Annotated in this window: 17 protein-coding genes; 15 read left to right on the top strand and 2 right to left on the bottom strand. The window is 72.7% G+C overall.

Annotated elements, in window-relative coordinates:
- Nucleotides 1-22 precede the first annotated feature (22 nt).
- Entirely contained in the window at nucleotides 23-505 is a 483-nt protein-coding gene (flgN, locus tag HGA03_RS09360; RefSeq protein WP_168630007.1) for a flagellar export chaperone FlgN, read from the bottom strand.
- Between the two features lie 297 nt (nucleotides 506-802).
- On the opposite strand from flgN, the gene HGA03_RS09355 reads away from it, so the two are divergent.
- The 5 genes from HGA03_RS09355 to HGA03_RS09335 all read left to right on the top strand — a co-directional run bounded on the left by HGA03_RS09355 (nucleotide 803) and on the right by HGA03_RS09335 (nucleotide 5,196).
- A complete protein-coding gene (locus HGA03_RS09355) occupies nucleotides 803-1,669 on the top strand; it encodes a sigma-70 family RNA polymerase sigma factor (RefSeq protein WP_239073430.1) in 867 nt (288 codons plus the stop codon).
- A 103-nt stretch (nucleotides 1,670-1,772) separates the two neighbouring features.
- On the top strand, nucleotides 1,773-2,978 hold the full coding sequence (locus HGA03_RS09350; RefSeq protein ID WP_168630006.1) for a flagellin N-terminal helical domain-containing protein: 1,206 nt from the start codon (nucleotides 1,773-1,775) through the stop codon (nucleotides 2,976-2,978).
- 85 nt (nucleotides 2,979-3,063) lie between these two features.
- Entirely contained in the window at nucleotides 3,064-4,419 is a 1,356-nt protein-coding gene (fliD, locus tag HGA03_RS09345) for a flagellar filament capping protein FliD (protein ID WP_168630005.1), read from the top strand.
- Between the two features lie 14 nt (nucleotides 4,420-4,433).
- Nucleotides 4,434-4,874, top strand: a complete 441-nt coding sequence (gene fliS, locus HGA03_RS09340; RefSeq protein WP_168630004.1) for a flagellar export chaperone FliS — start codon at nucleotides 4,434-4,436, stop codon at nucleotides 4,872-4,874.
- Nucleotides 4,864-5,196, top strand: a complete 333-nt coding sequence (locus HGA03_RS09335) for a hypothetical protein (RefSeq protein ID WP_168630003.1) — start codon at nucleotides 4,864-4,866, stop codon at nucleotides 5,194-5,196. Before fliS ends, HGA03_RS09335 begins: the two co-directional genes overlap by 11 nt.
- A 13-nt stretch (nucleotides 5,197-5,209) precedes the next feature.
- On the opposite strand, the gene HGA03_RS09330 is transcribed toward HGA03_RS09335, so the two are convergent.
- Nucleotides 5,210-6,094, bottom strand: coding sequence for a hypothetical protein (locus HGA03_RS09330; RefSeq protein WP_168630002.1), 885 nt, complete (start codon nucleotides 6,092-6,094; stop codon nucleotides 5,210-5,212).
- A gap of 465 nt (nucleotides 6,095-6,559) precedes the next feature.
- On the opposite strand from HGA03_RS09330, the gene HGA03_RS09325 reads away from it, so the two are divergent.
- The 10 genes from HGA03_RS09325 to HGA03_RS09280 all read left to right on the top strand — a co-directional run.
- A complete protein-coding gene (locus tag HGA03_RS09325) occupies nucleotides 6,560-6,901 on the top strand; it encodes a flagellar basal body rod protein FlgB (protein ID WP_168630317.1) in 342 nt (113 codons plus the stop codon).
- Nucleotides 6,901-7,305 (top strand): flagellar basal body rod protein FlgC, encoded by a 405-nt coding sequence (locus HGA03_RS09320; protein WP_168630001.1) that lies wholly within the window; start codon nucleotides 6,901-6,903, stop codon nucleotides 7,303-7,305. The genes HGA03_RS09325 and HGA03_RS09320 overlap by 1 nt, the downstream gene beginning before the upstream one ends.
- A gap of 47 nt (nucleotides 7,306-7,352) precedes the next feature.
- Nucleotides 7,353-7,607 (top strand): flagellar hook-basal body complex protein FliE, encoded by a 255-nt coding sequence (gene fliE, locus HGA03_RS09315; protein WP_210732395.1) that lies wholly within the window; start codon nucleotides 7,353-7,355, stop codon nucleotides 7,605-7,607.
- Complete coding sequence (gene fliF / locus HGA03_RS09310) at nucleotides 7,607-9,211, top strand: flagellar basal-body MS-ring/collar protein FliF (RefSeq protein ID WP_168629999.1); 1,605 nt, start codon at nucleotides 7,607-7,609, stop codon at nucleotides 9,209-9,211. The genes fliE and fliF overlap by 1 nt, the downstream gene beginning before the upstream one ends.
- Nucleotides 9,208-10,227 (top strand): flagellar motor switch protein FliG, encoded by a 1,020-nt coding sequence (gene fliG, locus HGA03_RS09305; RefSeq protein ID WP_239073431.1) that lies wholly within the window; start codon nucleotides 9,208-9,210, stop codon nucleotides 10,225-10,227. Before fliF ends, fliG begins: the two co-directional genes overlap by 4 nt.
- Nucleotides 10,220-10,831: a FliH/SctL family protein gene (locus tag HGA03_RS09300; protein WP_168629998.1), complete on the top strand. Its 612-nt coding sequence runs from the start codon at nucleotides 10,220-10,222 to the stop codon at nucleotides 10,829-10,831. The genes fliG and HGA03_RS09300 overlap by 8 nt, the downstream gene beginning before the upstream one ends.
- Nucleotides 10,828-12,240: a FliI/YscN family ATPase gene (locus tag HGA03_RS09295; RefSeq protein WP_168629997.1), complete on the top strand. Its 1,413-nt coding sequence runs from the start codon at nucleotides 10,828-10,830 to the stop codon at nucleotides 12,238-12,240. The genes HGA03_RS09300 and HGA03_RS09295 overlap by 4 nt, the downstream gene beginning before the upstream one ends.
- On the top strand, nucleotides 12,237-12,677 hold the full coding sequence (locus tag HGA03_RS09290) for a flagellar export protein FliJ (protein ID WP_168629996.1): 441 nt from the start codon (nucleotides 12,237-12,239) through the stop codon (nucleotides 12,675-12,677). The genes HGA03_RS09295 and HGA03_RS09290 overlap by 4 nt, the downstream gene beginning before the upstream one ends.
- A complete protein-coding gene (locus tag HGA03_RS09285) occupies nucleotides 12,674-13,414 on the top strand; it encodes a C40 family peptidase (protein ID WP_168629995.1) in 741 nt (246 codons plus the stop codon). The genes HGA03_RS09290 and HGA03_RS09285 overlap by 4 nt, the downstream gene beginning before the upstream one ends.
- The coding region (locus HGA03_RS09280; RefSeq protein WP_168629994.1) for a hypothetical protein at nucleotides 13,411-13,650 on the top strand (240 nt) is incomplete at its 3' end. The genes HGA03_RS09285 and HGA03_RS09280, both read left to right, overlap by 4 nt.

The following is a 13,650-nucleotide window of genomic DNA, read 5'->3' as shown; positions in this document are numbered from 1 at the left end:
TCGTGTCGGTCCTCTCCGGCGGTCAGAACGACCGGTCGATCAGCTGGGCGGTGCGGTCCGAGGCGGCGGAGTTGCCCTGGCCGTCGTAGGTCTGCACGGAGTCCTGCAGCGACAGCAGGGTCTCCTGGGTGGCGCGGTGGCTCATGGCCAGCAACTCACGGTTGCCGTCGGCCAGCTGCGCGATCTCGGTGGTGAGGGTGACGAAGGCGTCGCGGTGAGCGCGCAGCAGTTCGTCCCACGGCGCCGGGGCGTGCTCGGCCAGCGCGGCCAGGCTCGACCCGGCGGGCAGGCCGAGCTCGATCGCGACCGCGTCGGACTCCGCGGAGCGCCCGAGTTCGGCGTCGCGGATCTGCTCCAGCACCGTCTCCACCTCGCGGGTGGCGTGCGCCAGCCAGCGGGTGCGCCCACTGGTCAGCAGCAGCTGCTCCTCCTCCAGTTTGAACAGCAGGAGTTCGAGCAGGTGTCGCTCGGTCCACAGGACGTCGGACAGCTCGCTGAGCGCCATCGCGCGGTTCTCCTTCACTGGGGTGTGGGGCGGGTACCCCCTGTCCATCGGTCACCCGGGCCGGGATGTGAACGGTTCCCGGCCGACTGTCCGAATCGGGCGGATCGGGCGCTTCGGTCATGACGGATTGTGAGCTGCATCACACTCGGTCGAGTGTCACCCGGTGGAATGGGGGAGCTTGTCCGATTCGCCGACCGGAAAGGTCCGAAATTCCGGTCGGCGACGGAGGAATCGGACACGCCATGAAGTTCATGTGAATTGCTCAAGCGCATTGATGCCGGGGCCGAGAACCGGGGGGTGAACAACGCAGCCGCCGGAAACGCCGCCCACGACGACCTGGTCGTGGCGCACATGCCCCTGGTGGGCTACCACGTCAGCGAGGTGCTCGCCCGGGTGCCCGCCACGGTCGCCCGGGAGGATCTGGTCTCCGCCGGGCACCTCGCCCTGGTGCTGGCCGCCCGGGCCTACGACGCCGAGACCGGCGTGCCCTTCGCCCGGTACGCGGCGCTGCGGATCCGGGGCGCCCTGATCGACGAGCTGCGATCGATGGACTGGGCGAGCCGCGGCGCCCGGCACCGGGCCCGCGAGCTCGGTGCCGCCCACGACCGGCTGACCGCCACCCTCGGCCGCACCCCGTCCCGGGACGAGCTGGCCGGCGAGCTGGGCACCGACGTGGCCGCCGTCGACCAGGCCCGCCAGGACGCCGAGCGCCGGGTGCTGTCGATGGACGCCGCGGTGCACCCGGTGGCCGACCTGGTCCGGGACGAGGCGCCCGGCCCGGAGGACAACGTCCTGATGGGCGAGCGGCTGCGCTACCTGCGTGCCGCGGTCGAGACCCTGCCCGACCGGCTGCGGCTGGTGATCGAGGGCCTGTTCCTGCAGGACCGCTCGGTGGCCGAACTCGCCGAGGAGCTGGGCGTCACCCAGTCCCGGATCAGCCAGCTGCGCACCGAGGGGCTGGGCCTGATGCGCGACGGCCTGAACGCCAGCCTCGACCCGGAGCTGGTGCCGGTGGCCGCCCGCCCGGACGGGGTGGCCGAGCGCCGGCGCCGGTCCTACTTCGCCGCGGTGGCCAGCCGCGCGGCGATGTCCGCGGCCGCCGCCCCGGTGCTGCCCACCCAGCACACCACCACCCCGGCGGAGCAGCAGACCTACGCGGTCTGAAACTCCCCGCACCCAATCCCTCAGCCGGGTCCACGCCCGGCCGATGTGACCGGGTGAGCCCACGGATGGGCCACCTACGACCCCACTCACGGAGGACACGATCATGGGTCTGTCGATCAACCAGAACCTCGCGGCACTCAACTCGTACCGCAACCTGTCCAACACGCAGAACGACCTGAGCCGCTCGCTGGAGAAGCTGTCCTCCGGCCTGCGCATCAACCGCGCGGCGGACGACGCTGCCGGTCTGGCGATCTCCGAGGGCCTGCGCGCCCAGATCGGTGGCACCCAGCAGGCCGTGCGCAACGCCCAGGACGGCATCTCGGTCGTGCAGACCGCCGAAGGCGCGCTCACCGAGACGCACTCCATCCTGCAGCGGATGCGGACCCTGTCGGTCCAGGCCGCCAACGACGGTGGTCTGTCCGACACCGCCAAGGGCAACATCCAGGACGAGCTGGACCAGCTCAAGACCGAGCTGACCCGGATCTCCGACACCACGCAGTTCAACGGCACCAAGCTGCTGGACGGCAAGTACTCCGGCACCTTCCAGGTCGGCGCCAACACCTCGGCGCAGGACAAGATCTCCGTGGACCTGACCCGGACCGCGGGCCTGTCCTCGGAGGGCCTGGGCGTCTCCGGCATCAACGTGACCGCCGTCGCCTCCGACGCCTCCAAGGGCGACGTGGTGAACGCGGTTGCGGGCACCGCCGGCACCGTCACCTTCGCCGACGCCACCTACGGCGCCGACGTGTCACTGGGCGTGCTCAACGGCACCGTCTCGGTGGGCTCGAAGTCCCTGGACCTGGCCTCGGTCGAGTTCAGCAAGGCTGACGCCACCGGGGCCGGCACCTCCGACCTGGGCAAGCTGAACGACGCGCTGAAGGCCGCCTTCGGCACCCAGGCCGACGGCACCACCGCCAACGTGACCGCCGCCTTCGACGGCACCGACCTGGTCATCACCGGCACCGCGCCGGCGGCGGACGCCTCCGCCTCCGCCGTGGCCGCCGCCTCCCCGACCTTCACCCAGAAGTCCGGGGCGTCCGAGGCGATCGACCTGATCGACGCCGCGATCACCGACGTGTCGAAGACCCGTTCCCAGCTGGGTGCGGTCCAGAACCGCTTCGACCACACCATCAACAACCTCAACGTCGCGGTCGAGAACCTGACCGCCTCGGAGAGCCGGATCCGCGACACCGACATGGCGTCGGAGATGGTCTCGTTCACCCGGGCCCAGATCCTGTCCCAGGCCGGCACGGCCATGCTCGCGCAGGCCAAGTCGATCCCGCAGAGCGTGCTGCAGCTCCTGCAGTGAGCTGACCTGCTCGTGACGGGCGGTGGACCGGACCCACATCCGGTCCACCGCCCGCGCCGCATCGTCTGAGAGGAAACGCACCGCCATGGCCGGTCTCGGCATCGACGGACTCGTCAGTGGGCTGAACACCACTGAGCTGATCGACCAGCTGATGGCCGTGGAGGCCAACCAGCAGACGCTGCTGAAGTCCAAGAAGACCTCGACGTCCTCCCTGGTGACCGCGCTGCAGACGCTGAACACCAAGGTCGCCTCGCTGGCCACCGCCGCGACCAGCGCCGCCGCCGCGAGCAGCTGGCAGGCGGTCAAGGCCACCAGCTCGGACACCGCGGCCGCCACCGCCACCGTCGGCGAGGGCGCCACCCCCTCCACCCTGACCTTCCGGGTGGACGCGACGGCCGCCGCCCAGTCCACGATGTACACCCTGCCCGAGTACTACGACGGCACCCCCAGCTTCACGCTGACCGCCCCGGACGGCACCACCCGGACGATCGCCGCGGCCAGCAGCAACATCACCGACGTGCTGGCCGCCTTTAACGCGGACGGCACCGGGGTCAAGGCCTCCGCGCTGAACGTCGGCACCGCCGCCGAGCCGCAGTACCGGCTCCAGCTCACCGGCACCGAGACCGGCGCCGCCCATGCCTTCACGCTGACCGCGGACAACCCGCTGGACGGGTCGAGCCTGACCACCCAGTCCATCCGCTCCGCCGCGGACGCGAAGATCACACTCTGGCCCGGCACCGACGCCGAGTCGGTGGTGACCTCCTCGACCAACACCTTCGACAAGCTGGCCACCGGGGTCTCGGTGACCGCGGTCAAGGCCGGCACCGAACCGACCACGATCACCGTCACCCGGAACGACACCGCGCTCAGCTCGCTCGCCTCCGGCCTGGTGAACAACCTCAACACCGTGCTGTCCGAGATCAGCTCGCGCACCGCCACCAGCACCTCCACCGCCGACGACGGCGGCACCGTGGTCACCGGCGGCCTGTTCTCCGGCAACACCACCATCCGGCTGCTGCAGCAGGAACTGGCCAGGGCGGGCTCCGCCTCGGTCGGCGACAGCTCCGCGGCCCAGGTCGGCATCGTGCTGAACAAGGACGGCACCTTCACCTTCGACCAGGAGACGTTCACCGCCGCGATGAACGCCGACCCGGCGAAGGTCCAGCAGGTGATCACCTCGATCGCCGCCGGGCTGGAGAAGGTCGCCACCGCCGCCTCGGACGAGACCAAGGGCACGCTGACCAGCCAGATCACCACGTGGCAGGGCGAGGTCGACGACCTGGCCGACCGGATCGCCAGCTGGGACACCCGGCTGACCGACCGCCGCGCCGCCCTGGTGAAGACCTACGCGGCCCTCGAGGTCTCGCTGCAGAAGCTCCAGTCGCAGTCCGACTGGCTGACCAGCCAGATCTCCCAGCTCAACGCGAACAACTCGAACTGACGGGGGATCCCAGGATGGCCGGCATCGACGCCTATCGTTCTCGCTTCCTGGCCGACGCGGTCGCCACCGCCGGCCCGGCGAAGCTGCTGACCATGCTCTACGACCGGCTGGTCCTCGACCTGGACCGGGCCGAGTCGGCGCTCCGCGAGGGCCGGCGACCGGACGGCACCCAGCAGCTCGCGCACGCCCAGCAGATCGTCGCCGAGCTGATCGCCGACCTGGACGTCGACGCCTGGGACGGCGGCGAAGGGCTGCTCGCCCTGTACACCTTCGCGCTGTCCGAACTGATCGAGGCCGGCCTGACCGGCGACGCCGATCGGGTCGCCGGGGTCCGCGGGGTGCTCGCCCCGCTGCGCGACACCTGGCACGAGGCCGCCGCCAGCATGTCCGCCGAGCTGCCCACCCAGCGCGAGGCCGCGCTCGGCGCTCCCACCGGGGTGCTCGGTGTCGGCTGAGGTCCTGGACTGGGACGCCGCCTGGCTCACTGCCCTGGACGACCTCGAACTCGCCGCCGACGAGGCCGAACGCCTGCTGGCCAGCACCCACCTGCCGTCCACCGCCGAGGTCGCCGCCGCCGCGCGCTGGACCCCGCCCACCGGGTTGGGCCTGCTGCCGCTGGCACTCAAGACCCGCGCCGAGGCCCTGCTCGCCCGGCACCTCGACCTCGCCCGCCGCACTGCCGCGGCCGCCGCGATGAGCCGCCGGGAGGCCTCGGTGGTGCAGCAGATCACCGCCCGGGCGCCGGCGCTGCCGGTGTACCTGGACGCGGAGGGCTGATCCGGCGCCTGCGCTAGCCCTCGGGCTGATTGGGGTCGACGGTATCCGGGATCGTGATCAGGAACTCCGGGATGGTCAGCACCGCCACGTCGTTCGAGGTCACGTCGTCGGTGGTGGCGTCCGAGATGCTGATCTCCAGCGTGGACGCGGGCCGCTTGGGCGCGCCCAGCTGGCCAGAACCGATGCTGGTGAAGACGTGGTCCCAGTTGTCGGGGTCGTAGACCACGCTGATCTCGAACGTGCGCGACTCGCCGATCGCGAGCGGCGTCTGGACGACCACCTGCGTGCCGCCGTCCACCGCGATGGTGGTCACGTCCGTCAGCGGCTGGGATCCGGGACCGAACACCCCCAGCACGGTCCAGTAGCCGTCCGGTTGGGCCGGGATGAACAAGGTGATCGGCTCGGTGCCGTCGACCTCACCCGTGTTCGACAGCTCCACCGTGTGGCTCTGGGCGTAGGGGCGCACCTCGAGGTTGATCACGGCGCGGTTCGGGATGCCGGTCGGCGGTTCGGGGATGGTCTGCTCGGGGAAGGCGATCGCGTAGTCGACGAGCGGGCTGGGCTCGGAAGGCGTGGGGGTGGGGTCCGGGCTCGCGGGGCTGGGGCTGGGAGCCGGTGCTGTGTCACTCGGGGCAGGTGTCGATGTCGGTGTCCCACCCGCGCAGTCGTCCTCGGTCGACGTTGCCGCCCGGGCGGGCGCGCTGTCGGCGATCGCGAGGCAAGAACCGGCGCCGAGGGCCAGGGCGACCAGCGCCGTCATCGCGATCGGCGTCCGTGGGCCGCGCCGTGAGCGGCGGGCCGCTGTGACCGCCACCACGCCGAGGGTGATCAGCGCGAGCGAGACAAGGACGAGCGGGAGCGTGCTGTTGCCGGTGGCGGGAAGGCAGTCGATGGTCATCTGGAGGTGCTTTCGTTCGGATACGGCCGAGCAATCTCATCGGGTGGGCGGGACGTCGGCAGGTCTCGCGGAACACGGGCTATCCCGGGTCGAACTCAGGCAGCGTAGGTCGCACAGGAACTACCTAGCCGCACGTCATCGCACGGTCGGATCGCCACCGGCCGCCCGACATGCACCATCGTGCTGTGGCTAGGTGGCACACTGCCGAAGCTGCGTGGAAAGGTCGAAGCGGACAGGGTGGTGGCGCGGCTTCACCACCTAGCGGAACCACCCCGCGATCCGGCATCCCGGGGCAATTCGGACCCCTTGCTGTGAATGCCGGGACGAGCGCCACGATTTTCGCCGTTCTGCCTCACACCGGTGACCCCTCGGCCGATGGGCAGGTCGAGCACGGATCGCTCGCGCAGCAGGCCACGGATCGGCCGACCAGGCACCACCCTCGAAGAGGACCACTGGCCGATGGGCATGTTCGATTCCGTGAGCTTCGTCGCGCTGTCCAGCGCGCTCGACGGCCTGGCGCTGCGCCAGCGATCCATCGCCGAGAACGTCGCGAACATCCAGACCCCGGGCTACCAGGCCAAGCGGGTGTCCTTCGAGGATGCGCTGTCCCGGGCGGTGGGCAACGGCAGCGGCGCGGCCGAGGCGACGGTGGCGCGCTCCCTGGAGCCCACCCGCGAGGACGGCAACAACGTCAACCTCGACACCGAGACCCTGCTCAACGTCGACACGAACCTGCGCTACCAGCTGGCCACGCAGGCGATCGACGGCACCTTCTCCGCCATCCGCACCGCCATGAGGACTTCCTGATGACCACCTTCGGGGCGATCGGCATCGCCAGCACCGGAATGACCGTGTACCGCAAGTGGATCGACGCGGTCTCGGACAACCTGTCCAACCTGAACACCGTCCGGGCGACCAACGAGGACGCCTACCAGGCCAAGTACGTGATCGCCTCGGAGATCTCCAGCCAGAACGGTGGCGGGGCACAGGTGGCCGGGATCGCACTCGGGTCGGCGGAGGGCCGGATGGTCTACGAACCGGACAACCCGCTCGCGGACGAGGACGGCTACGTGAAGTACCCCGACATCGACATGGCCAGCCAGATGGGCCAGCTGATCATGGCCCAGCGCGGCTACCAGGCGAATGCCGCGGTGGTCGACCGGGCCAAGGCCTCCTACGAGGCCGCGCTGCAGATCGGACGGAACCAGTGAGCATCCAGCCCGTGTCCGGTGTGACCAGCACCGGCTACCTCGCCGCCCTGAACCCGAGCTCGGCCGTGACCTCGGTCGGGGACGGCGGCTTCTCCGACGTGCTCAGCGGCGCGGTGAACTCCCTGACCCAGGCGCAGTCGACCAGCAACGAGCTGGCGATCAAGGCCGTCACCGGTGACCTGGACGACGTGCACGACTACACGGTCGCCGCCGCCGAGGCGAAGCTCCAGCTGGAGCTGACCGCCGCGGTCCGGAACAAGGCGGTCGACGCCTTCACCGAGATCATGAGGATGCAGGCCTGATGCCCGCGCAGGTGAAGTCCCTGTTCGGGCGGCTGTCCGCGGCGGTGAAGCAGTTCAGCCTGCCGCAGCGCACCTTCGCGCTGATCGCGGTCGCCGCCCTGGTGCTCGGCGGGATCGCGCTGGCCAGCTGGGCCACGAAGCCGACCATGAGCCCGCTGTTCTCCGGCCTGTCCGCGGCGGATGCGTCCGCGGTGGTCGACCAGCTCAGCTCCGAGGGGGTGCAGTACGAGCTGACCGACGGTGGCAGCACGGTGCTGGTGCCCGCGGACCAGCTGTACTCGATGCGGCTGAAGCTGGCTGCGGCCGGGTTGCCCGCGAACGAGGACGGCGACGGCTACTCGCTGCTGGACGGCATGTCGATGACGTCGAGCGAGTTCCAGCAGCAGACCACCTACCAGCGCGCGATCGAGGGCGAGCTGGCCAAGACGATCGGTGCGATGCAGGGCGTCGACTCGGCCAGCGTCAAGCTCGCGCTGCCCACCGACTCGGTGTTCGTCTCCGAGCAGCAGGACCCGACCGCCTCGGTGTTCATCCGGACCACGGCGGGCAGTTCGCTGTCCACCGATCAGGTCGAGGCGATCGTGCACCTGGTGTCGGCCGGCATCGAGGGGATGAAGGCCACCGACGTCGCGGTGATCGACGCCAGCGGCCAGGTGCTGTCCGCCGTCGGCACCGGTGTGGCGGGGGCGTCCGGCAACCAGACCACCACCGACTACGAGAGCCGGGTCACCTCGGCGGTGCAGGCGCTGCTGGACCAGGTGCTCGGCGCCGGGAAGTCCGCGGTGACGATGGCCGCCGACCTGGACTACGACCAGACCCAGCGCACCACCGAGGAGTTCTCCGCCGCGCAGGACGTGCCGCCGCTGGCCTCCTCGACCACCACCGAGGAGTACACCGGCACCGGCTCCGGCACGGCGACCGGGGTGCTCGGGCCGGACAACATCGCGGTGCCCAGCGGTGACGGCACCGGCGACGGCAGCTACACCAGCACCTCGGAGGACGTGAACAACGCGGTGAACAAGGTGACCGAGGTGACCCAGCAGGCGCCGGGCTCGGTCCGCCGCCAGTCGCTGGCGGTCGCGGTGGACACCACCGCCGCCGCCGGGATCGACATGGCCCAGTTGACCGAGATGCTGTCCGCCGCCGCCGGGATCGACGCCGAGCGCGGCGACACCATCTCGGTGCAGCGGATGACCTTCGACACCACCGGGGCCGACGCGGCCGCCGACGCCCTGGCCGCCGCCGATGCCGAGGCCGCTGCCGCCGCCCGGGGGTCGCTGATCCGGCAGGCCGCGATCGCCGGTGGCCTGCTGCTGCTGGTGATCATCGTCGCGGTGGTGTTGGCCCGCCGGTCCCGCCGGGCCAAGCGCGAGGCGCTGGACATCGGCGAGCTGACCACCGTGATGGAGCCGCCGGCCGACCTGCCGGAGCTGGAGGAGCCCGCGGACATCCCGCCGGCCCTGCCCGGCCCCGCCGAGGTGGACCCGGTCGCCGAGTCGCTGGCGGTCAAGCGGGCCGAGATCTCCGCGCTGGCCGACGAGCAGCCGGGTGAGGTCGCCGACCTGCTGCGCGGCTGGATGAGCAACCCGGCGGGGCGGCGATGAGTACGCCGACCATGACTCAGGGCCTGACCGGCACCCAGAAGGCCGCGATGCTGCTGTTGCAGCTCGGCCGGGAGCGGGCCGCGCGGGTGATGTCCCAGCTGGACACCGCCGAGATCGAGGAGCTCACCGCGGAGATCATGCGGCTGGAGCGCCTGGACCAGAGCGTCGCCGACGAGGTGATCGAGGAGTTCTACCAGGTCTCCGCGATCGGTCCGGCGGTGGGCGGCGGCATCGGCGCGGCCACCCAGCTGCTGGAGGGCGCGCTGGGCCGGGACGAGGCCGCCGGGATGATCGAGCGGCTGCAGACCTCGATGGCCGGGCAGCCGTTCGAGTTCCTGCAGCACGCCGACGCCCGGCAGGTGCTGTCCCTGCTGAACGGCGAGCACCCGCAGGCGGTCGCCCTGGTGCTGGCCCACCTGCGCCCGGAGCACGCCTCGGCGATCCTGGCCGGGCTGCCCGCCGAGCGGCAGGCCGAGGTGGCGCACCGGATCGCGCTGATGGAGCGGGCCTCCCCGAATGTGGTCCAGGTGATCGCGGAGAGCCTGCAGCGCAAGGCGTCCACCGTGCTGACCCCGAACGAGATGGCCGCGATCGGTGGCGTGCAGCCGCTGGTGGAGATCATCAACCGGGCCGACCCGACCACGGAGAAGCTGATCCTGGAGGGCCTGACCAACCGGGACGAGTCCCTGGCGGACGAGGTGCGCAGCCGGATGTTCGTCTTCGGCGACATCGTGCTGCTGGAGGACCGGGCGATGCAGCTGGTGCTGCGCGGGGTGGAGACCAACGAGCTGTCGGTCGCCCTGAAGGGTGCGGCGCCGGAGGTGCGGGAGAAGATCCTGCGCAACCTGTCCGAGCGTGCCCGGGAGAACCTGGAGGAGGAGGTCGAGCTGCTCGGCCCGGTCCGGCTGTCCCAGGTCGAGGAGGCCCGCGCCGGCATCGTGCAGGTGATCCGGCGGCTGGAGGAGTCCGGCCAGATCGTGATCCGGCGCGAGGGCGAGGACGAGTACGTTGCCTGAGACCTTCACGCCCGCCTTCGCCGGGAACGTCCCGGCGCAGCACACTGCGGACTCCCGCGCCGCGGGCTATGCCGCCGGGTACGCCGCGGGCTACGCCGCTGGTGCCCGGGAGGCCGCCCGTGCCGCGGAGCTGGAGTCCGAGCGGGTGCGGGCCGAGTCGGCCGCCGCCGAGTCGCGCCGCGCCGCGGAGCACCGGGCGGCGCTGGACACGCTGGCCGCCGCCGCCCGGGCCGCCGCCGACCGTGCGCTGCCGGTGCTGGCCGAGGCCGAGCAGACGCTGGTGGCCGCCGCCACCGAGCTGGCCGCCGCCGTGCTCGGCCGGGAGCTGTCGGACCGGGAGACCTCCGCCCGCGCCGCACTCGCCCGGGTGCTGGCCGCGATGCCCGGTGCCGGGCTGCACACCATCCGGCTGCACCCCGCCGATCTGGACACCCTGGTCGCCGCGGGTGCCGGTGCCCCGGCGCCGGCCGGGGTCGAGCTGGTCGCCGACCCGGCGCTGGCGCCCGGCGACGCGGTCGGGGAGTTCCCCGACGGCGTGCTGGACGCCCGGATCGGCACCGCACTCGCCCGGGCCCGGGCCGAGCTGGGGGTGGACCCGCGATGACCGGGCCCGTGCTCCCCGCCCAGCGCGACGCCGCGACCACCGGATCGCCGCGTGCCGCCGCGGTCCGCCCCGCGCCCGCCTTCCACCCGACCGCCGAGCTCGCCCCGCGCTGGCACCGTGCGCTGACCGCCGCCGCCCCCGAGCGGACCGGCACCGTGCGCGGCGTGGTCGGCCTCACCGTGGAGGTGGCCGGCACCGGCGCCGCGGTCGGCGAGCTGGTCGGCATCGACTCCGGTGCCACCGAGACCCTGGCCGAGGTGGTCGCCACCGGCGCCGGATCCGCACACTGCATGCCGCTGGGCCCCACCCACGGTCTGCGGGCCGGGATGCGGGTCCGCCCGCACCGCCGCGCCCTGAGTGCCCCGGTCGGACCGGGTCTGCTCGGCCGGGTGCTGGACGGCCTGGGCCGCCCGATCGACGGCAAGGGCCCGCTGACCGGCATCGACCAGGTCGAGGTCACCGGCCATGCCCCGCACCCGCTGGCGCGCGCCCGGGTGGACCAGCCGCTGGAACTCGGGGTGCGGGTGCTGGACACGCTGGTCGCCGCCGGCCGGGGTCAGCGCCTGGGCCTGTTCGCCGGGTCCGGGGTCGGCAAGTCGTCCCTGCTGTCGATGATCGCCCGGGGTACCGAGGCCCAGGTGTCGGTGATCGCGCTGGTGGGGGAGCGTGGCCGTGAGGTCCGCGAGTTCCTGGAGGACGACCTGGGACCGGAGGGCCTGGCCCGCTCGGTGGTGGTGGTCGCCACCTCCGACGAGCCGCCCGCGGTCCGGCTGCGCAGCGCGTTCGTGGCGACCCGGATCGCGGAGTGGTTCCGCGACCGCGGCGACGACGTGGTGCTGATGATGGACTCGCTGACCCGGGTGGCGATGGCCCAGCGCGAGGTCGGCCTGTCGGTCGGTGAGCCCCCGGCCACCCGCGGTTACCCGCCGAGCACCTTCGCCCTGCTGGCCCAGTTGCTGGAGCGCGCGGGGACCGGGCCGGTCGGTTCGGTCACCGGGCTGTACACCGTGCTGGTGGACGGCGACGACCACAACGAGCCGATCGCCGACGCCGCCCGGTCGATCCTGGACGGGCACGTGGTGCTGGACCGCAAGCTGGCGGTCGCCGGGCACTTCCCGTCGGTGGACGCGCTGGGCTCGATCAGCCGAGTGGCCTCCCGGGTGCTGGACGGCGGGCAGAAGCAGCTCGCCACCCAGCTCCGCCGGGTGATGGCCGCCCGGCGCCAGGCCCAGGACCTGCTGGACGTCGGCGCCTATGTCGCCGGCTCCAACCCGCTGGTGGACGCCGCGGTCGCCCATGCCGGGGCGATCGACGACTTCCTGCGCCAGGGCATGGACGAGGCCGCCCCCGCCGCACAGTCCTGGTCCCGGCTGGCCGCCCTGGTGGACGCGATGGGGGAGATCCGATGAGCGCCTTCCGGCTGGCCGGCCTGCTGCGGCTGCGCGCCCTGGCCGAGGAGCAGGCCGCGGTCGAGCTGGCCGGTGCCACCCGGGCCCGGGACACCGCCGCCGCCCGCCGGGCCGCCACCGAGGACGCGTTGGGCGCCGCGGGTCTGCCGGCCGGCACCGATGCCACCGCCCTGCGCGCCGTGATCGCCAGCCGGCTCGCGCTCGGCGGCCTGCTGGTGGAGCAGCGGGCGTTGACCGCCGCGGCCCAGCAGGTGATGGACGACCGGGCCGAGGACTGGTCGGCCGCCCGGACCCGGACCCGCACGCTGGAGAAGCTCGAGGACAAGCACGCCACCGCCGAGGCCGAGGCGGACCAGCGGGCCGAACAGCTGGTGCTGGACGAGATCGCCGGCCGCCGCGGTGGCACCCGCCCGGCCCTGCCCGGGGAGGACGCATGACCGGCATCGCCGCGGTGCAGGCCCGGATGGCCGAGATCCGCGCCCTGGTGGCACCCACGACGACCACCACGACCACGACCGCGACCAGCACCGAGGCCACCACCGCCTTCGCCCAGGCGCTCGCCACCGCGAGCGCGGACACCGGCACCACCGCGACCACCACCGTCTCCGGCTCGGTGACCGGGGAGTCGCTGGTCGAGGCCGCCAAGGCCTACCAGGGCACGCCCTACGTCTGGGGCGGTGAGTCGCTGGACGAGGGCGGGCTGGACTGCTCCGGCCTGGTGCAGCGCGCCCTCGCCGACCTGGGCGTCACCGGCATCCCGCGCACCGCCCGGGAGCAGATGACCCTCGGCGAGGAGGTGCCGTCGCTGGACCAGGCGCGGCCCGGCGACCTGCTCGTGTTCGGCGGCGGCAGCCACATCGGCATCTACGTCGGCGACGGGCAGATGATCGACGCCCCCAAGCCCGGCGACCAGGTGCGGATCCGGGACGTCTACACCGAGCCGACCACCATCCGCCGGATCCTGCCGTCGGCAGCCGAGGTGGGTGCGGCCACCGCCGCGAGCACCGCATCGGCCGGGCAGACCGCGCTCGCGGTGCTGGCCGGCAGCGGCGCGGGCTCCGCCACCGGCTCCTCCGCCGCCACCGCGAGCCTGCTGTCCGCGCTCACCGGGACCTCGGCCACCGGGTCGAGCGACCTGACCGACCTGACCGCCCTGCTGGGAGTGACCGCATGACCACCGTCCAGACCACCGCGGCCACCCGGACCGGCATCGTCGCCGAGGCCCGCACCGCCACGCGCGGCACCGGCTCCGGCTTCGACGCCGTGCTTGCCGGGGCGCTGCGCGACGACCGCGGCGCCGACCCACTGGCCGCCCGGCGGAGCGCCGACCGCGGCTCCGGGGTGGCCGAGCGGTCCGCCGCCTCACCGGTGCCGTCCTGGGTCAGGTTCCACCCGCTCAGCGTGTGGTCG

This window comes from Cellulomonas denverensis, assembly GCF_012396125.1.
Lineage (GTDB): Bacteria > Actinomycetota > Actinomycetes > Actinomycetales > Cellulomonadaceae > Cellulomonas > Cellulomonas denverensis.
The sequence above is the reverse complement of the archived record's forward strand: the minus strand, read 5'-3'. Positions and strand labels throughout refer to the sequence as shown.